Annotated in this window: 19 protein-coding genes; 7 read left to right on the forward strand and 12 right to left on the reverse strand. The window is 60.0% G+C overall.

Annotated elements, in window-relative coordinates; translation table 11 throughout:
* Positions 1–6: 6 nt before the first annotated feature.
* Genes ACXYMP_RS00340 through ACXYMP_RS00350 form a run of 3 tightly spaced genes read left to right on the forward strand, consistent with a single transcriptional unit; the run spans position 7 to position 3,271 of the window.
* Positions 7–897 carry a formate dehydrogenase accessory sulfurtransferase FdhD gene (locus ACXYMP_RS00340; RefSeq protein ID WP_458905267.1) on the forward strand — a complete coding sequence of 297 codons (891 nt, stop codon included), beginning with the start codon at positions 7–9 and terminating at the stop codon, positions 895–897.
* Positions 894–1,514 carry a molybdenum cofactor guanylyltransferase MobA gene (mobA, locus tag ACXYMP_RS00345; RefSeq protein ID WP_298570730.1) on the forward strand — a complete coding sequence of 207 codons (621 nt, stop codon included), beginning with the start codon at positions 894–896 and terminating at the stop codon, positions 1,512–1,514. Before ACXYMP_RS00340 ends, mobA begins: the two co-directional genes overlap by 4 nt.
* A complete protein-coding gene (locus tag ACXYMP_RS00350) occupies positions 1,511–3,271 on the forward strand; it encodes a bifunctional molybdopterin-guanine dinucleotide biosynthesis adaptor protein MobB/molybdopterin molybdotransferase MoeA (protein WP_458903610.1) in 1,761 nt (586 codons plus the stop codon). The genes mobA and ACXYMP_RS00350 overlap by 4 nt, the downstream gene beginning before the upstream one ends.
* Before the next feature lie 9 nt (positions 3,272–3,280).
* On the opposite strand, the gene smpB is transcribed toward ACXYMP_RS00350, so the two are convergent.
* Both smpB and dapA read right to left on the reverse strand, forming a co-directional pair.
* On the reverse strand, positions 3,281–3,757 hold the full coding sequence (gene smpB / locus ACXYMP_RS00355) for an SsrA-binding protein SmpB (RefSeq protein WP_298570861.1): 477 nt from the start codon (positions 3,755–3,757) through the stop codon (positions 3,281–3,283).
* Between the two features lie 78 nt (positions 3,758–3,835).
* The gene (gene dapA, locus ACXYMP_RS00360) at positions 3,836–4,711 is read right to left on the reverse strand and encodes a 4-hydroxy-tetrahydrodipicolinate synthase (RefSeq protein ID WP_298570726.1); all 876 of its coding nucleotides are present in this window, start codon (positions 4,709–4,711) and stop codon (positions 3,836–3,838) included.
* 141 nt (positions 4,712–4,852) lie between these two features.
* Here dapA and ACXYMP_RS00365 point away from each other — a divergent pair, with 141 nt between their 5' ends.
* On the forward strand, positions 4,853–6,808 hold the full coding sequence (locus ACXYMP_RS00365) for a lytic transglycosylase domain-containing protein (RefSeq protein WP_458903612.1): 1,956 nt from the start codon (positions 4,853–4,855) through the stop codon (positions 6,806–6,808).
* Between the two features lie 11 nt (positions 6,809–6,819).
* Here the strand turns inward: ACXYMP_RS00365 and ACXYMP_RS00370 are convergent, their stop codons facing one another.
* A complete protein-coding gene (locus tag ACXYMP_RS00370) occupies positions 6,820–7,680 on the reverse strand; it encodes a DMT family transporter (protein WP_458903614.1) in 861 nt (286 codons plus the stop codon).
* An 11-nt stretch (positions 7,681–7,691) separates the two neighbouring features.
* Positions 7,692–8,369: a tRNA (5-methylaminomethyl-2-thiouridine)(34)-methyltransferase MnmD gene (gene mnmD / locus ACXYMP_RS00375; protein ID WP_458903616.1), complete on the reverse strand. Its 678-nt coding sequence runs from the start codon at positions 8,367–8,369 to the stop codon at positions 7,692–7,694.
* Between the two features lie 54 nt (positions 8,370–8,423).
* On the opposite strand from mnmD, the gene ACXYMP_RS00380 reads away from it, so the two are divergent.
* Positions 8,424–9,464 (forward strand): NAD(P)/FAD-dependent oxidoreductase, encoded by a 1,041-nt coding sequence (locus tag ACXYMP_RS00380; RefSeq protein ID WP_458903618.1) that lies wholly within the window; start codon positions 8,424–8,426, stop codon positions 9,462–9,464.
* Between the two features lie 2 nt (positions 9,465–9,466).
* On the opposite strand, the gene ACXYMP_RS00385 is transcribed toward ACXYMP_RS00380, so the two are convergent.
* The 4 genes from ACXYMP_RS00385 to ACXYMP_RS00400 form a co-directional block, all read right to left on the reverse strand.
* Positions 9,467–10,018 (reverse strand): NADPH-dependent FMN reductase, encoded by a 552-nt coding sequence (locus ACXYMP_RS00385; protein ID WP_458903620.1) that lies wholly within the window; start codon positions 10,016–10,018, stop codon positions 9,467–9,469.
* Between the two features lie 45 nt (positions 10,019–10,063).
* Positions 10,064–10,375 (reverse strand): YciI family protein, encoded by a 312-nt coding sequence (locus ACXYMP_RS00390; protein ID WP_298570715.1) that lies wholly within the window; start codon positions 10,373–10,375, stop codon positions 10,064–10,066.
* Positions 10,376–10,395: 20 nt separating this feature from the next.
* Positions 10,396–11,004, reverse strand: a complete 609-nt coding sequence (cobO, locus tag ACXYMP_RS00395) for a cob(I)yrinic acid a,c-diamide adenosyltransferase (protein ID WP_458903622.1) — start codon at positions 11,002–11,004, stop codon at positions 10,396–10,398.
* Between the two features lie 108 nt (positions 11,005–11,112).
* A complete protein-coding gene (locus ACXYMP_RS00400) occupies positions 11,113–12,318 on the reverse strand; it encodes a TsoY family (seleno)protein (protein ID WP_458903624.1) in 1,206 nt (401 codons plus the stop codon).
* Positions 12,319–12,490: 172 nt separating this feature from the next.
* Here ACXYMP_RS00400 and ACXYMP_RS00405 point away from each other — a divergent pair, with 172 nt between their 5' ends.
* The gene (locus tag ACXYMP_RS00405; protein WP_458903626.1) at positions 12,491–12,805 is read left to right on the forward strand and encodes a hypothetical protein; all 315 of its coding nucleotides are present in this window, start codon (positions 12,491–12,493) and stop codon (positions 12,803–12,805) included.
* Here ACXYMP_RS00405 and ACXYMP_RS00410 read toward each other — a convergent pair.
* A complete protein-coding gene (locus tag ACXYMP_RS00410) occupies positions 12,802–13,275 on the reverse strand; it encodes a GNAT family N-acetyltransferase (protein ID WP_458903628.1) in 474 nt (157 codons plus the stop codon). The genes ACXYMP_RS00405 and ACXYMP_RS00410 overlap by 4 nt on opposite strands.
* Positions 13,272–16,970, reverse strand: coding sequence for a cobaltochelatase subunit CobN (gene cobN, locus ACXYMP_RS00415; RefSeq protein ID WP_458905270.1), 3,699 nt, complete (start codon positions 16,968–16,970; stop codon positions 13,272–13,274). Before cobN ends, ACXYMP_RS00410 begins: the two co-directional genes overlap by 4 nt.
* Before the next feature lie 64 nt (positions 16,971–17,034).
* Between cobN and ACXYMP_RS00420 the strand changes: the two genes are divergently transcribed.
* Entirely contained in the window at positions 17,035–17,196 is a 162-nt protein-coding gene (locus ACXYMP_RS00420) for a hypothetical protein (protein WP_247038451.1), read from the forward strand.
* 7 nt (positions 17,197–17,203) lie between these two features.
* On the opposite strand, the gene ACXYMP_RS00425 is transcribed toward ACXYMP_RS00420, so the two are convergent.
* On the reverse strand, positions 17,204–17,656 hold the full coding sequence (locus ACXYMP_RS00425) for a GNAT family N-acetyltransferase (RefSeq protein ID WP_458903630.1): 453 nt from the start codon (positions 17,654–17,656) through the stop codon (positions 17,204–17,206).
* Positions 17,653–18,738 (reverse strand): cobalamin biosynthesis protein CobW, encoded by a 1,086-nt coding sequence (gene cobW, locus ACXYMP_RS00430; protein ID WP_458903632.1) that lies wholly within the window; start codon positions 18,736–18,738, stop codon positions 17,653–17,655. The genes ACXYMP_RS00425 and cobW overlap by 4 nt, the downstream gene beginning before the upstream one ends.
* Between the last annotated feature and the right edge of the window lie 2 nt (positions 18,739–18,740).

Below are 18,740 nucleotides of genomic sequence, written 5' to 3' on the forward strand. Positions count from 1 at the left end.
CAGGAGATTCAATTGGCCACTGAGAAGAATATCCACGACTACGTGATTGCGCCTGATCCCACTGCCGCTCGTTTGACCCGTGCGGTGTCTGGCCATGATGAACATGGCGATGGTGTCACCGTATCGGTTGTCGAAGAACGTCCGCTTACCATTTTCTTGAATTCGCGCGAGATCGTCACCGCAATGACCATCGGGGACTATCCCGACTACCTTGCGCTCGGATTTCTGCGCAATCAGGGGATGCTGACCACTGCCGACAAAATCACCGGGGTCGACTATGACGAAGACATCGAAACGATCGTTGTCCGCACCGCGCGCGAAACTGACTACGAAGACAAGTTGAGCCGCAAAACGCGCACCTCAGGCTGTGCCGTCGGCACCGTTTTTGGCGATATGATGGAGGGGATCGAGGGTCTTACCCTTCCACCCGCATCGGTCCGAACCTCGTCGCTCTATGCCCTGTCGCAAAAGATCAACCGCACCCCGTCGCTCTACCTTGAGGCCGGTGCCATCCACGGCACCGTTCTGTGTCAGGGGGACCGCCCGCTGGTCTACATGGAGGATGTCGGGCGCCACAACGCCGTGGACAAGGTGGCCGGCTGGATGCTTGCCGAAGGTGTTGAGGGCGCAGACAAGATCTTATACACGACCGGACGGCTGACTTCGGAGATGGTGATAAAGACCGCGCATATGGGTATTCCCGTGCTCGTCTCTCGGTCCGGTTTCACCGCTTGGGGGGTCGAGATTGCGCGCGATGTTGGCTTGACCCTGATCGGTCGCATGCGCGGGCAGCGGTTCACCTGCCTGTCTGGCGAAGACCGCCTGATCCGTGATACCGACCCGAAGCATGCGCCACGCGAGGACAGCAAGCACCACCGCAAGGGAGCAGCGAAATGACCGCACCCTTCGGGATCATCCTTGCAGGAGGTCAAGCCACGCGAATGGGCGGCGGTGACAAAGGACTTTTGCCGCTTGGCGATGGCACGCTTCTGTCACAGGTCATCGACCGCCTGTCACCGCAAGTTGACCAAATGGCGCTGAACGCCAATGGCGACGCCGCTCGGTTCGCCACGTTCGGCATGCCCGTTTTGCCAGACAGCATCGAAGGTTTCGCGGGACCGCTGGCCGGTGTTCTGGCAGGTCTGGACTGGGCTGCGGACCACGGCGCGACGCATGTGGTGTCTGCCGCTGCCGACACACCATTCTTTCCGCACGATCTGGTTGCACGCCTGCAAAGCGCGGCGCACGAGGCTGATACTCAGATTGCACTGGCCGCCACGATGGACGTGGATCGCGGCCCAATGCGTCAGCCGACTTTTGGGCTTTGGCCCGTTGCCTTGCGCGATGACCTGCGGGCCGCGTTGCATGATGGCCTGCGCAAAGTGGTTCAATGGACCGACAGGCATGGCGCAGCGCTGGCTGTGTTCGACCCCGATCCAATCGACCCGTTCTTCAACGTCAACACGCCTGACGACCTGACCCTTGCACAGCAGCTGGTGGGAGACCTCACATGAAGATCTTTGGTGTCACGGGGTGGAAAAACTCTGGAAAGACCGGGTTGATGGAACGGCTGGTCGCTCATTTCGCTGCCCAAGGTCTGCGCGTTTCCACCCTGAAACACACGCACCATGGCGTCGATTTGGAACGGCCGGGAACCGACACGCATCGCCACCGACAAGCCGGTGCACAAGAGGTCGTTCTGGCCTCAAGCGCGCGGGTGTCGATCCTGCACGAACTGCGCGATGACCCCAAGCCGCGCCTGGCAGACTTGATTGCGCGGCTTGCCCCTTGCGACCTTGTGCTGGTCGAAGGCTTCAAAGGCGCATCGCACCCCAAGATCGAAGCACACCGCGCCGCCACGGGCGAGGCGCTTCTTGCCCCCGACCATGACACCATCTGCGCTGTGGCAAGCGATACGCCCCTGCCTGATCTTGACCTGCCAGTCTTTGACCTTGATGACACAAGCGCCATCGCCAGCTTCATCGCAGAGGCAACCGGTCTTGCACCACGTCCGCGCATCGGTTTGAAAAATGACTGTTTCGCGCTTCCTCCGGGGGTCAATTGGACACCCGTTGACCAAGCTCTCGCCACGCTGAAAGAGCGCATCGCGCCGGTGGTCGGGGTCGAAACCATCCCGGTTGCCGAGGCACGTGGACGGATCCTTGCAACGGATCACGTGGCCGCCCGGTCAAACCCGCCGGGGGCAAACTCAGCGGTTGATGGCTACGGCTTCGCCTTTGCGGGACTTCCCGACAGTGACCCAGTGCAGCTTCCACTTGTTGACGGCCGCGCGGCGGCAGGCGCCCCATACAAAGGTAACGTTCCTATGGGGCACGCCATTCGCATCTTGACGGGTGCGTTGCTCCCCGATGGAGTGGACACCGTGGTTATGCAGGAAGATGTGCAACGCGAAGGCGCGACGCTTGCTTTTTCAGCGGGCGTGAAACCCGGCGCGAATGCCCGTGCCGCAGGCGAAGATGTGAAGGCCGGCACGACCGCATTGAAGGCTGGTCACACGATGCGCCCTCCAGATATCGCCCTGCTAAGCGCCTTGGGGGTCGGCATTGCAAAGGTCCACGCGCGCCTGCGCGTCGGCGTTCTGTCCACGGGTGACGAACTGGCCGAACCGGGCAGCACCCTTGACGTTGCCCGCACCTTTGACGCCAATCGCCCCATGCTTTTGTCACTGGCCGAGGGGTGGGGCTACAAACCCGTCGATCTTGGCCATGTTGCAGATGATCGCAGTGCGCTTCGGGCTGCCCTTGATGACGCGGCGGACAGGGCGGATGTCATCGTGACCTCGGGCGGTGCGTCGGCGGGCGATGAAGACCATGTTTCTGCGCTGCTCGGGGAAACCGGGTCGCTTCACCACTGGCGCGTCGCGATCAAACCCGGCAGACCGCTGGCGTTGGCACAATGGAGCGGCGTGCCAGTCTTTGGCCTTCCCGGCAACCCGGTCGCCGCCCTTGTCACGGCCCTGATCTTCGCACGACCCGCTTTTTCGCAACTGGCTGGCGGCGCGTGGCTAGATGCGCCCTCAATCTTACGGCCTGCCGCGTTTGCGAAACGAAAAAAGGCTGGGCGGCGTGAATACCTTCGCGCCCGTATCACCAAAGATGGAGAGGTCGAGGCCTTTCGGTCGGAAGGGTCCGGTCTTGTCTCGGGTCTCAGTTGGGCAACGGGGTTGGTCGAGCTTGGCGATGAAGCGTGCGACGTAGCCCCCGGCGATCTTGTGCGCTTCCTGCCCTATGACGCACTGGGTGTGCGGTAAGGAAAAAGGCTAGTCGCCATGCCGCAACAGGCGTTGCTTCTGGCGGCCCCAATCGCGCTTGGCTTCGGTCGCCCGCTTGTCATGGGCCTTCTTACCCTTGGCGATCCCGATCTTGATCTTCACCAAGCCTTTATGGTTGAAATACATGACCAGCGGCACAAGGGTCATCCCCTTGCGCTGGGTGGCATTCCACATCCTTGAAATCTCGCGACGGGACGCCAGCAACTTGCGTTTGCGACGTTCCTGATGGCCCCAGGTTATGGCCTGTTTATAGGGCGCAATATAGGCGTTGGTCAGAAACAGCTCACCATCTTCGACGGCGGCATAGCTTTCGGCGATATTGGCACTGCCTTCGCGTAGGGATTTGACCTCGGACCCCATCAGCGCAATGCCACATTCAATATCTTCATCGATCGCGTAATCATACCGCGCCCGCCGATTTTCGGCGATCACCTTGTAGTTCGGATCGTCTTTCGTCTTGGCCATGTGGCGGATGTAGGCGTTCGGCCCGGCGCTGTCCAGCCCGGCAATCGACACAGTGGTCAGATTGTCGGCCGGCAATGCTTAGGTCAAAAGACCGGCAAAACGCATGGCAGCGTCTATCGCGTCTTTTGTGTCGTCCAGAAGTGGCGTCAACGGGCTGCGCACCTCGGTCGAGCAAAGCCCCAGCTTGGACAAGGCATATTTCGCCCCGCACACTCCGGGTTCTGCAAAAATCGCCTTGTGCAAGGGCATCAGCCTATCCGCGATTGTCAGCGCCGCACCAAAGTCACCCGACAGGGTCGCCGCTTGAAGGTCCGCGCACAGGCGTGGTGCCACGTTCGCCGTGACAGAGATACAGCCCACACCGCCTTGTGCGTTGAACCCATGTGCGGTGGCGTCTTCACCAGACAGCTGAACGAAATCCGTGCCACAGGTCATGCGTTGAAAGCTGACCCGCGCCAGATCGCCGGTCGCGTCTTTCACGCCGACGATATTTTTGTGCTTTGCCAACTGCCCCATCGTGTCAGGTGTCATATCGACAACAGACCGACCGGGGATGTTGTAGATGATGATCGGCAGGTCGACCGCGTCGGCCAATGTCGTGAAATGCGCAATCAAACCGCGCTGCGTTGGCTTGTTGTAATAGGGCGTGACCACCAATCCGGCAGCGGCTCCGACACGTTTGGCATGCTCTAAGAAACGAAGCGATTCGGAGGTATTGTTAGACCCTGCGCCCGCAATAACTGGCACGCGGCCTGCGGCTGCATCGACGACGGCTTCAATGACAGCCTCGTGTTCCTTGTGCGACAGCGTCGGGCTTTCACCCGTCGTCCCAACCGGCACAAGCCCGTTCGACCCTTGGTCAATCTGCCAGTTAACCAGTTGTTTGAGCGCGTCGAAATCCACGGCGCCGTCCTTGAACGGCGTGACCAGGGCAGGAAGAGATCCTTTGAACATGACACGCTCCAATTTTGTGTTTCCATATTACTGCGGGCCTGTGCTGAATCGCACCCGCAAACGCGGCGGAAACTAGCCGGGTTCGCTGCAAATGCCAAGTTTGTGTGTTGCGTATCCTGCCTGCTTAACTAGTTTTTTCCAATGATCTGGATTCTGAAACCCTCACTTATAGCCGCATCACTGGCTTTTTCGTTGTCGATGACACCTTTTTCAGGCGCATTGGCGCAGGACGCGGTGGCGGTCGCCGAGCTACAAAAGGCCTTGAAATCAGCGCGTTCCGGTGACTGGCCGGGTGCAGAAGCGTCTGCAACCGCGCCTTTGGTACGCGATGTTCTGGAATGGCACCAGTTGCGCAAGGCAGAGGGAAGCTTTGAAGACGCCCGTGCCTTTTTGGCCCGTCACCCCGACTGGCCGGGGCTTGCTTACCTGCGCAAACAGACCGAACAGTCCATTCCGCATCGCTATGACCCTCAGAAGGTGCTTGAGTTCTTCGCGACCGTCGCCCCTCAAACCGGTCGTGGCGCGCTGCGCCTGATCGAAGCGCTGGAGGCGACAGGTGCGGCCGAGGAAGCCCAGAAACAGGCCATTCTGGCATGGACGACACTGTCATTGGATGATGAAGAGCACGAGGTGTTGCTGGCTCGCCATGGCGACACTCTGAAACCCCATCACTGGGCGCGCACCGACAAGCTTTTGTGGCAGGGTGATGTGCGCGAAGCGACGGCCATGCTGGACCTGATCGACGCCGGTCAGAAAGCCTTGGCGAAAGCTCGAATGGCGCTGCGCAAGCACAAAAGTGGCGTTGACGATCTGATCAACGCCGTCCCGGCCGCCTTGGCGGATGATCCGGGGCTGGCCTATGAGCGTTTCCTTTGGCGGGCCGCAAAGGGACGGAACCAGGACGCGGTTGACTTGATTTTGGAGCGGTCTGAAAGTGCCGCCAAGTTGGGACAACCCGAACGCTGGGCCAGTTGGCGCCGTGTATTGGCGCGGTGGTCGATGCGCGAAGGGCTGGCGCAGCAAGCCTATCAGCTGGCAAGTTTTCACCGCCTAACGGGGGGCGCAAACCAGAACGACCTTGAATGGATCGCTGGCTACGTGGCCCTACGCAAACTGAACGACCCGATCACCGCGCTAGAGCATTTTCAGAATTTCAGCGCCGCCGTGGACACGCCGATCAGCCTTGGACGCGCCGGGTATTGGCTGGGGCGCGCGCATGAAGCCGCCGGCGACAGCGAGATGGCGCAAGCGTCCTATGAATTCGGCGCGGAATTTCAAACCAGCTTTTATGGCTTACTTGCCGCAGAGAAAGCCAATGTTGCCATGGCTCCAACCCTGACCGGAAACGAGCCATTCCCATCCCCCGAACAAGCCTCCTTTTGGGGGGGATCCGTGATGGAAGCGGCCCGTCTTCTACAAGCCGCTGGCGAGCTCTATTGGACGGAACGGTTTGCGGTCCACCTGGCGGAAAGCCTGTCGCGCGAACAGATCGGTCAGTTGGCGCTATGGGCCGAAAGCGTGAACGAGCCACATCTACAGGTGATGATCGCCAAACAGGCGGCGCGCACGGGGATGGTTTTAGAACGTCCCTATTTCCCCACACCCGATATAGGGCGTGGCAACAGAACCGTTCCGCGCGCACTGGAACTGGCAATCGCGCGGCGCGAAAGCGAATTTGACCCCAGCGTGATGTCAGGCGTCGGCGCGCGTGGATTGATGCAGCTTATGCCCGGCACGGCCTCGGACATGGCGGATCGGCTGGACCTGCCCTATTCCAAGGTGCGGTTGACCACTGATCCGGCGTATAACACCCGGCTTGGGTCAGAATACCTTGCTAAGCTGATCGAGGATTTTGGCACGAATCCGGTGCTTATTGCCGTCGGCTATAACGCCGGACCAAGCCGAGCGACCGCGTGGTCAGAGCGGTTCGGGGATGTGCGCGCAGCCTCAACCGATATCGTCGATTGGATCGAACACATCCCGTTTCGTGAAACACGAAACTACGTGATGCGGGTGGCAGAAAGCTTGCCAGTCTATCGGGCGCGACTGACTGGCAAGACAGAGCCGATCACCTTGTCAAAAGAACTAAAGCAATAAGCTGGGTGCCATCAGGCGACCCGTCGACTGTGCAACAATGTAAAGATGCCAGCAGCGACCACGATAGCCGCGCCAAGGACCACATTGGCGCGGATCGCTTCTCCGAACAGCGTGACGCCAACGATTGATACGAAGACCAGCTGAAGATAGGCAAAGGGCTGCACGATACTTGCTTCGGCGAACTCGTAGCATTTGATCAACAGCCAATGGCCCAGAACGCCCGTCACACACAAAAGCGCCATCCACGCCCAGTCCGGGCGGCTCATGGGCTCCCAGAACCAAGCACCAATCAGTGTCATCACGATCGCGCCGATGATCCCGGTCCAGAAAAAGCTGGTTTGCGTGCTGTCAGTCTTTGCCGCCAACCGGGTCAAAAGCCCGTAGAGCGCAAACATCAACGCCCCGACCAAGGGCACGATCGCTTCGGGTGCAAACACCCCAAAGCCCGGCTTCAGGATGACAAGAATGCCGAAAAATCCCACCCCGATCGCCGCCCAGCTCCGCCACCCGACAGCTTCGCCCAAAACTGGCCCCGAAAACGCGGCCACCAGCAGCGGATAGCACGCAAACACGGCATGGCTTTCCACCAGCCCCAGCAATGTAAAGGACAGCACCGTCACGCAGATCTCTAACGCCAGCAAAGCGCCGCGAAACATCTGCAAGTAAGGTCGCGCTGGTCGCAACGCTTTTTGCAGCCCGCCATTGCGGCGCGTGATCCAGAGCACGAAGGCCGCAAAGAACCAATAGCGGATCATCACAACCATCCAGACGTTATAGACGCCGCCCAGATGGCGCGATATTCCATCCTGCATCGCAAAGACAAACGTCGCACCGATCATGAGCCAGATGCCCGCGCGGTTGTTTTCCTTCATTTGCAACCTCCTCAGGAACGCAAGGTGCCACGGCTCATGTGCCGTTTGCGACCGTATCCCGGCACGCGCTCCACCTCAAAGCCAGCCGCATCAAGCGCCCGGCGAACGAACCCCGCGGCAGTGTAAGTCGCAAACGAGCCACTGGGGGCGGTATGCGCCCCAACCTGCGCCAAAAGACCTTCGCCCCAAAGTTCGGGGTTCTTCGCGGGCGAAAACCCGTCCAGAAACCATGCATCGGCCCGGCCGGACCACGCCGCTAGCGTGTGGCGGGCGTCGCCTTCGACCACCTCGACTGTGAAGCCGCCAAGGTCGAAGGCGCGCCTGCCTTCCGTCCATGCTTGCAATAGGGGCTCGGCGGCGCTCTGCAGTTCTGGAAATGACCTTAGCGCCTTGGCGATATCAGCCGGCGACATGGGGAACGCCTCGAACGATGTGAACCGCACGCCCTTAGGAGCCCCCACTTGATGCCACGCCTGCCACGTGGCCAGCATGTTCAACCCGGTTCCAAATCCAAGCTCTGCAATGTGAAAGCCCGGTGTAAACCTTGCAGGAAGGTCGTTTCCGTCAAGAAACACATGTCGCGTTTCAGCCAGCCCGTCATCAAGCGAGAAATATGGATCGTCAAACTGCGTCGCCACCGGCACGCCGTTATCTTTCCACGCGATCTCTGCGATCTGGTTCTTCGTCATGACATGCCCTAGAACTCGGTTCAACGCGCGCGACCATGAAGAAGGACCAGAGCTTTGGCAATCGTGGATGTGACCGTCTATGGGGCGGGAATATTTGGTCTGTCAGTGGCGTGGAGCTGCTTGCAGCGCGGCGCGAGTGTGCGTGTGATCGACCCGAACGGCGTCGGGGCCGGATCATCAGGTGGACTGGTCGGCGCCTTGGCCCCCCACGTGCCCGAACGCTGGAACGCAAAGAAGGCCTTTCAATTCGACAGCCTGATCATGGCCGAAGCCTATTGGGCCGAGGTCGAGGCCGCGTCTGGCCTGACGGCTGGATATGCGCGCACAGGTCGGTTGCAACCCATTGCTGACGACAGGCTCTTGGATCTGGCCCGCGCACGCAGCACAGAGGCATCAATGCTTTGGCAAAACAAGGCCACTTGGCAAGTGCGCGCGACCCACGACTTTCCCGGTTGGGCACCGGAAAGTGCGACCGGTTATGTAATCTATGACACACTGACAGCCCGCATGAACCCTCGTCTGGCGGGGGCTGCACTTGCCGCAGCCATTTGTGAAAAAGGTGGCGAAGTGGTGACTGACGCCGCCCCAGAAGGGTTGGTTGTCTGGGCGACTGGATGGCAAGGGTTGCTCGCTTTGTCGCAAGAGCTTTCAAAGGCCGTTGGCAATGGAGTCAAAGGGCAAAGTGCGCTTCTTGATTTTGATGCACGGGATTTGCCGCAGCTTTTCACCGACGCGCTGCATATCATTCCGCATGCCAATGGCACTGTGGCAATCGGGTCAACAAGCGAACGGGAATTTGACGACCCAACCACCTGCGACGCGGCGTTGGAGGATGTCATCGCCCAGGTCCGAAACGCCTGTCCAGCCATCGCCAATGCCCCCGTTTTGGAACGCTGGGCCGGCGTTCGACCCCGCGCCAAATCGCGCGCACCGATGCTGGGCGCATACCCGAACCGCCCCGGTCATTTCATCGCCAATGGCGGCTTCAAGATCGGCTTCGGTATGGGCCCAAAAGTCGGAGAGGTCATGGCGGATCTGGTTCTGGACGGCAAAGACACCATCCCAGACGATTTCCGCGTCGAGGCGAGCCTTTAGCGTCACACAGCGCGGCGGTCCACTTGGGCGCGCAGTTTGTCCATCAGCCCCTGTAAGCCGGCTTCATAGCGCGCATTGGTCAGCAGCCCATCGTCATCAAATTCGTTTCTGCTGCCTGCGACGGCAACTTCAGGACCAACTACAAGCCGGGGATGGAAAGGCATCATTGCGGCAACCAGCGAGCTTTGCGCGCCAGACCCACCTGCGCGCCCGGCAGCCGCTGACATCAGGGCCACCGGTTTGTCAGCCCACGGGTTCGGTTTCACCCGACTGACCCAATCAAGGGCGTTCTTCAAAACGCCTGACAACATCTTGTTGTATTCCGGGGTTGATATGATCACCGCATCGGCAAGGGCGATTTGCTCGGCCAGGCGGTTCACGCCTTCCGGCGCGCCAAATTCGGCTTCGTCATCCGCGTTGAACAGCGGTAGATTTAGATCGGCTTCGACAAACGTCGTGGCGCCATACAGGCGTGCTGCATTGCGCAGCAGAAACCTGTTCGTCGCCTCCATGCGAAGCGAGCCGGACAGGCCAAGCAATCTATGGCTGGTCATCTTTCCCTTACCCTCTCACTTCGCCTTGTCCTGCCCGACTTGCCATCAGACGCTTGGCATGTCCATCATCTGGGCCAGGTGCAGCACACCCATCTTGGTAAATGGGCAGTCCAGAGCGATCTTCTTGGCCGCCTCTGCATCGGGTGCTGTAAATACGCAAAATCCCATCGTCGGCGACGCATATCCATCCTGAACGCCGCTTTCATCCACTGTCCATTGCGCCGAGAAAGGGCTTTCGGGAACATCAAAGGCCGCAGCGTGCGCCGACGCCCATGCCTTGTGTTCCGCCTGCATTTCACCCTTCTTGTCGGGCGCGACGTCGCGCGGGTCGTGATAAGCCATATAGAATTTCGGCATGTTCTTCCTCCCTGAAGGCGTCAGAATTCGACACCTATTTGCGCTTTGACCCCAGACCGGAATGGGTGCTTGATCAGCTCCATTTCGGTAACAAGGTCGGCGATTTCGATCAGTTCGTCCTTGGCGTTGCGCCCCGTCAGAACCACATGGGTCATAGGCGGCTTTTCTTCGGTGAGGAATTTGACGACTTCGTTCACATCCACATAATCATAGCGGATGGCGATGTTGATTTCGTCCAGCAAAACCATGGTGTTTGACGGATCACGGATCAGTTCTTTCGACTTCTCCCACGCGGCCTGCGCCATTTCCACGTCGCGAGTGCGGTCCTGTGTTTCCCAGGTAAAGCCCTCGCCCATCGTGTGAAACTCGCAGATGTCAGAGAAGTTCGCATTGATCAGATCACGTTCGCCGCAATCCATTCCGCCCTTGATAAACTGCACAACCGCACTTTTCATCCCATGCGCGATGCAGCGGAAGATCATCCCGAACGCGGCCGAGCTTTTGCCCTTGCCCTTGCCGGTATGGACGATGATCAAGCCCTTTTTGTCGGTCTTGGTCGCCATGATCTTATCGCGGGCGGCTTTCTTCTTGGCCATCTTCGAGGCGTGGCGGTCGGGGTCTACGGTCATGGTATCCTCATGAATTGCTCGCCCGTCACTGTGCGGGTCATGAAGACCAGATGCAAGAGAGGGCGCGCCGTTTCAGGCACGCCCCCAATCATTTCAGCGGAGTTCAGGTCACTCGGCAGGCACAGCCTGTGGTGTCGCGCGCCCGAAATGCTGCTTGTTTAGGCGGAAGACCATGGCAACCATGGCAAACTGGAAGGCAATCGCGATCGCCGTCACAATCCAGTAAACCACCGAGTACTTGTCCACCACGCCAGCTTGCACCAGCCCCGCATTCACGAAGAACTGCGTCAGCACCGACAAGGCTACACCGGGGCAGACCAGCGCATAGGATCCTGGCGAGGTTTCACTGCCAAGAACGTAGCTTTTCCAGTATCCATGGCGGGCCAAGACAACCAGACCCATCAGACCGAACAGCACCTGAATGGTCAGCAACCGGGCCAAGAAGACCATGGTTTCCCCAGCGGTGACATGCGCATCAAAGGTGGCGTGCAGGCCGTGGCTCTGGCGCAAGGCCATGATGCCAAGAACAGTCATCAGCGGGATCACGATCAGAAGCGTCGGCGCGGTTTCTTTCGACGTGCCGTAGTGCAGCATCGAACTGAATGCCGTGAACAAGGCCAGCGCACCATAGATGATTGACGCCATCCCGAAGAATGTGGACCCAACCAGCGAGACACCGACGACGACCGAGTTTGTGCTCATCGCAGCAGGCGCCGAGAAACCGACCGCGATCATCGACAGCGCGAAAGCCGGCAGCATCTGGGCAAAGCTGTTATGTGCGGTGACGTCGAAGACGCCCCCCTTGGTCAACACGCGGCCAAGGAAATCACCGATATAGATCAGCGCCTGAATGCCGATGGCCAGAAACGCCGCCATCGCGAAGGGGAACAGGTATTCAACGATCGACCACAGGCCCGGCACGAACACCAAGCCGACGATGAACAGCGCGTTCACGCTCATCGCTAGCGCCAGTGGCATCGCCAGAAGGGTGGTTTCAGCGTTCGAGTTCTTCAGCGTCTCATAGGCGTCGGTCTTGCGAAATGCCGAGAAGGATTTGAGGTTCCAAACAAGATATTTGATGTTCAGAAACACAAAGGTCGCGATACCGGCCAGCGCAACTGCAATGGCAATCTGCAGACCGATCGAACCGGTTCCAAGGGCGGTAAAGATGTCTTCGAAGACGGGCACCGGGCGGCCTTTGTGCGGCACCCAGAACATCAGATACATGAAAAACGTGACCGTCAGGCCACCGGCGCCGACAGACGCCAGAAAGTAGAGCGGCGAATACTTGTCCGCTGGGCGATTGGCTTGCATTGGATCTCTCCATTCATATTCATATTTATGAATATTTATAGGCTGAGTCCCTTTTGAAAGCAAGTCCGAGTGTGGTCCAAGTTGTCACGCCCTCGGCCCTCGCGGAATTTCACGGTTTGTTAACCAAAACCGCTCACCATCGTGCGAAACCATCGGCGAAAGGGCCATTCAGATGCAAACCACTAGACCGTTGGTCGCGATTTTGAGTCTTGGAGTGTTTCTGGCCGCCTGCGACAGCCCCAGCCCGCAATTCATGTCCGCCGACACCAGCGTGAAGAAAGCAACCGTCGACGGCTCTACCTTTTCGATCCACCGGCGCGAAAACTTCGTCGAAGTCTATCGCACAAGCTTCGAAGCCCTGCCCCGCCTTCCCATCATCCTTACCCGCGCGCAAATCGCGATCGAACAAGCGACGGGATGCCGGGTTGTCAAAGGGTCATTGTCTGGCGATCAAGCCATCCAACGGGCCGAGATTGACTGTAGCTAGCGTTCAGGCAGTGCTTTCTCGAACCGGCATGACGTAGGGCGGTCATATCCGGGATGGGCAGTTTCGGCGGTCTTCACGAACCCAAGTTTCTCAAATATTGCGTGATTTTCGATCAGTTCGACTCGTGTCTGCAAGATAAGCCGTGCACACCCCAACGCACTCGCTCGATTTTCAGCCAGCGCGATAAGGGCTCGCGCCAATCCCTGCCCGCGCACTGATGAATCAACTGCCAACTTGCCAACATAAAGCGCCGGAGGTGTCTCGTCTGGAAGGGGCGTCAGAAACACACAAGCTGCTTCGCCGATGACCCAAACCTCTCCTTCGCGCGCCTGATTTGCGATATCGGCCTTTGTCAAACGGTGCAGCGAGCTGGGTGGATCAATCCGTCCCTCCATATTGGCAAACGCACGATGCAGAAGCGCAAGGATTGGCGCAGCGTCTTCATCAGGGTCAAACCGGCGGGGCTTCATCTGAGCGTGTCCAACCTCGCCCGTGCCGAATTGGAGCGCGGAGACCAAAGGCCCCGCTCGATCGCTTCCGTCAGGCGTTCAGCGATCTCTTTCAGCGCGGGCGCATTGTGTTCGTCGATGAAATCGCGCGTCTCGTCATCGTCGATGAATGCCGAATAGACCAGATCGAAATGATGCCCTTTCACCGCGCCCGTGGTGGCGGCGAAGGCGAACAGGTAATCGACGGTCGCGGCAATCTCGAACGCGCCCTTGTAGCCGTGGCGTTTCACCCCATCGATCCATTTCGGGTTCACGACACGTGACCGCACCACGCGCCCAATCTCGTCATCCAGTGTGCGGATCACCGGGCGTTCGGGCCGGGAATGGTCGTTGTGATAGATCGGCCGGTCGCGGCCTTGCAGTGTCGACACCGCTGCCGCCGCCCCGCCTTCAAACTGGTAGTAGTCATCGCTGTCCAGAATATCGTGTTCGCGGTTGTCTTGGTTCTGCACGATGGCCTCGACCTGACCCAGACGTGCTTCGAACCCTTCGCGGTCGCGCGCGCCTTCGGCTCCTGCGCCATAGGCATAGCCGCCCCATTCCAGATAAGCGTCAGCCAGATCGGCTTTGTTCGCCCAAAGCCGTTCGTCGATCATCGCCTGAAGCCCTGCGCCATACGCGCCGGGTTTCGACCCATAGACCCGATGCGCCGTCTCACCTTCCCGCACACGCGCGGCGGCGGGGTTAACGTCTTCCGGTTCCTCCAGCGCCTGCACGGCGCGTGCGGCACTGTCGACCAGTGATATAAGCTGCGGGAACGCATCGCGGAAGAATCCAGACACGCGCAAGGTGACGTCCACACGCGGACGGCCCAGCGCAGTGGCTGGGATCACCTCGAACCCGGTCACGCGACGGTTGGCGCCGTCCCATTTTGGCTTCACGCCCATCAGCGCCAGTGCTTGTGCGATGTCATCCCCGCCCGTCCGCATATTTGCGGTTCCCCAAGCCGTGACGAGCAAAGCGCGCGGCCAGTCGCCATGGGTTTGCAGGTGTTTCTCGATCAAAAGGTTCGCTGATTTCCAGCCCAGCGCCCATGCGGTCGGGGTTGGCACGGCGCGGCTGTCGACGGAATAGAAGTTGCGGCCAGTCGGCAGCGTGTCCAGCCGCCCACGGGTTGGCGCGCCGGACGGCGCGGGAGCGACGAATTGCCCAGCAAGGGCGGTGAGGAGCCCCGTTTCCTCGCCGGGGCCACAGGCCGCCACATTCGGGCGCACGCGTTCTTTGATCTCATTCAGAACGGCGGTGCTGGCGCTGCCCGGTGCAGGAGTTTCTCCGTCCAGAAGACGGGCGGCCAGTTGCTCCAGCCGCTCAACTGTATCGCCGTTGCTGCGCCAAGCATCATCACCAGATAGGATGTCAGGCCGCGGGCCGCCCCACGGCTCGGCCATATCGCAATCCAGCGGGTCGAACTCCAAACCAAAATCAGACGCCAAGGCCCGGATCAACGACGCGTCCCCACCTTCACCTGTTCCGCGCGGTACCCGCACCAAAGCTTGCACCAAGTCACGCTCCAACCGCCCCTCAGGCGACTGACCAAACACGTGAAGGCCATCACGGATTTGCGCCTCTTTCAATTCGCACAGATAGGCGTCGAGCTTGGCAAGATCCTGATCTTCGTCATCCCCTGCCATACCGACATCGACGTCCAGCCCGGTGGCCGAGGACAGCGTCAGAATCTCGCGGCGCAGATATTCAATCCTGCGCGGGTCAACCCCGGCGGCTTCGTAATACTCGTCCACCAGTGCTTCCAGATCGCGCAGCGGGCCATAGGTCTCGGCGCGTGTAAGCGGCGGAGTCAGGTGGTCGATAATCACCGCTTGCGATCGGCGCTTGGCTTGCGTGCCTTCACCCGGATCGTTGACGATGAACGGATAGACATGCGGTGTCGGGCCAAGCACAGCTTCGGGCCAGCATTCACCAGACAGGGCCACGGATTTCCCCGGCAGCCATTCAAGGTTGCCATGCTTGCCCATATGCACGATCGCATGGGCACCGAACGTGTGGCGCAGCCAGAAGTAAAAAGCGAGGTAGTTGTGCGGCGGCACAAGGTCGGGGCTGTGATAGGTATCCGTCGGATCAATGTTATAACCACGCGCAGGCTGCACCCCGACGACCACATTGCCGTATTCCAGAACCGACAACGCGAACGAACCGCAATCGACATCACCGGGGGTGTAGAACGGATCGGCTTCAGGCTTGCCCCAGCGCGTTTCAATCGCTTCGCGCAGTGCCCATGGCAGTTGGCCATAGCTGATCTGATACTCTGCCATCGACAGGGTTACCCCACCCGAGCGCGCGGCCCGGTCAGTCAGCCAATTGGTCGGCCCCGCCATCACGGCGTGCATCAAGGCATCGCTGTCGGCGGGTGCATCTGTGACGCGATAGCCGTTGGCGTCCATCAGGCCCAGCGCGTGCACGACTGCGGCGGGCGTGTCCAGCCCGACCCCATTGGCGAGACGCCCGTCCTTGTTGGGATAGTTCGCCATAATCAACGCCACGCGACGGTCAGCAGGTTTGGCCCGTCGCAGCTTGGCCCAGCTTGCCGCCAGATCAGCCACGAACTGCACACGGTCGCCCCGTGCGCGATAAGTGGCGATGGGGCATTCGGTGGCGTCGTCAAAGAACGCTTCGCCCTTGAAGCTGATCGCACGGGACAGGATGCGCCCGTCCACTTCGGGCAAGGCCACGTTCATCGCGATGTCGCGGGCAGACAGGCCGGTCAGACCCTCTTCCCACGCGTCTTCGCTCGACCCGGCTAGAACGACCTGAAAGACTGGCGCAGCTTGGCACCAAGGCATCTGGAAAGGGTTCGATACCCCTGACTGATGCTCGCCCTCATGCGGTGATCCGACCGCGAACGAGGTGCAGTTCAGGATCACTGACGGGGCGGCCTCGGTGAACAAATGCTCCATCGTCGCGACCGACACTGGGTCTTTCAGCGACGCGACAAACACGGGCAGAGGGTTCAGACCCTGCCTGAGCAGCGCCTTCACCAATCGGTTGATCGGGTTCAGCCCGGCCCCCTGCACCAGCGCACGGTAGAACACAATCGGCACCACGGAGGCACCATCGGTCCATTCCGCCCGCGCCGCGTCCAGATCGGCGACCCCTGCGCCGGGCCAATAGACGCCAGCACGCAGCAAGGGGCGCGCGGCTTCGGGTTTGTCGCTGCCATCCAGCATAGCGCGGGTGTAGCTCAGGAACCCGACCGCATTTTCCGGCCCGCCCTCGACCAGATAGGCCCAAAGCGCGTCATAATCCTCATCCGAAACCGTAGACAACGCCCGCAATTCCGCATCCGGTTTGTCGTCACCGGGCAACAGCGCGAGCGGGACACCCGCATCGCGCAAATGCGCCGCGTATTGTTCGGCCCCGTATTTCCAATACCCGACACCGCCCAGCACGCGGGCGATCACCAATTTGGATTTGGTCGCGCAATTGTCGATATGCAGATCAACCGACATCGGGTGCGCCAGATGCATCATGTTGGCCAGACGCAATCCGGGTGGATCGGCCATTTCAACGCGCGCCTGCGAAAGACCCGCCAATTCCGTATCTGCGGCCGAGATGAACACCACGTCGGCAGGCGTATGCCCCAGATCAACGGGTTCCTTTCCGTCGTCGATGGAACCGGGTGTGGCGGCCAGAAGATGCATGTCGCGCCCTTTGCGAATTGGTGTTATGTGACCGGGCAATCTCATGCCCAATCAAGGTAGAACGATGGACTATAAAGCAGCCGGCGCGCCCAAGCCCGCCAAAGGCACCCCGCGCCACGCCGAACATAACGCCCGTGGCACCGAGAAGAACCCGCTGAACCGCAAGGACGACAAAGCGGCGCTGTTGGCCCGGATGAAAGCCGCCGCTGAAGCGAAGAAGGGCTGAGCGTTGGTCACAGCGCCTTCTCCAAGAAGATTGAGCTGTTGGCCTCGGGGTAATCCCCAAACGGCCCGCAAATGCTGAACCCGGCGCGCTGGTAAAGCCGGTGCGCGGCATGAAGCACATTGCCAGTTTCCAGCTTCAAGGCGGCCAGACCCTTTTGGCGGGCTGTCTCTTCGATCCGCGCCAGCAGTGCCTCGCCCACGCCTTTGCCGCGCGCCTCGGTCGCGACGAACATCGACTTGACCTCGCCATAACTGCCCTTGTCGGCCAGTGCGCCGGTGCCAAGAACACTGCCCCCGTCGCGCGCCACGAAGAAAGTGATTTCGGGCACGCAGAGGTCGTCGATGTCCAGATAGAAATTATCCTCGGGCGGGAACAGTTCTTCCATCAGCGAATGACTTTGCTGAAGCAGAGCCGTTGCCCCCGGATCGCGGGGATCGCCGGGGGTGACGTCGATGGTCATGCCACCAAGGCCTTTTCAATGGCAACGCGGTCCAGCCCGGACTGGCCGATGACCACCAGACGTGTTTCACGCGGCTGGGCGCCGAAGGGCTGATCGTAATACGTATCGACACGTGGACCAACCGCTTGCAAGGTCAGGCGCATGGGTTTGCCGGTGACAGCGGCGAACCCTTTCAGGCGCAGGATGTTGTGGTCGCGGATCGTTTGGGCAACTTGCTCGGCAAACGCCGCCGGATCAGCGACTTCGGCCCGTGTCACAACAAAGCTTTCAAACGCATCATGGTCGTGGTCATGATGATGGTGGTGGTCATCGTCGTGATGGTCATCATCGTGATCATGGTGATCATCGTGATGCCCTTGCTCGTGTTGTGACAAGCGTGCGTCCATGTCATCTTCGGCACCGACACCCTGACCCAGCAACACCTCGACCGGCAAAACACCCATCGACGTGCGCACGACCTGCACACCCTTTCGCGCATCGCCGGACAGCTTGCCCACCAATGCTTGGGCCTCATCCTCGCCCAGCAGGTCAGACTTGTTCACGACGATCATGTCTGCACAGGCCACCTGATCGGCGAACAGTTCTGACAACGGTGTTTCGTGGTCAAGGTTGTCATCCATCTTGCGCTGTGCTTCGACCGCCGCAAGGTTCGACGCGAACTGACCGTCCGAAACGGCTTTGCCATCCACCACGGTGACGACGCCATCGACGGTCACGCGAGTGGAAATCTCGGGCCACTGAAAAGCGCGCACCAAGGGTTGCGGCAGCGCCAGCCCTGACGTTTCAATCACAATGTGATCGGGCGGCGTATCACGATCCAGCAGCTTTTCCAGCGTCGGGATGAAATCCTCGGCCACGGTGCAGCAAATGCAGCCGTTCGACAGCTCCATGATGTCATCCTCGGAACAGGTTTCGTCCCCGCAGCCTTTCAGGATGTCCCCATCCACGCCCAGATCGCCAAATTCGTTGATGATCAGCGCAATGCGCTTGCCGTTTGCGTTGTCCAGCATGTGACGGATCAGAGTGGTTTTGCCAGCACCAAGAAAGCCAGTGACAACAGTGGCGGGTATTTTGCTTTGCATCT

It is taken from the genome of Aliiroseovarius sp. CAU 1755 (assembly GCF_054482655.1).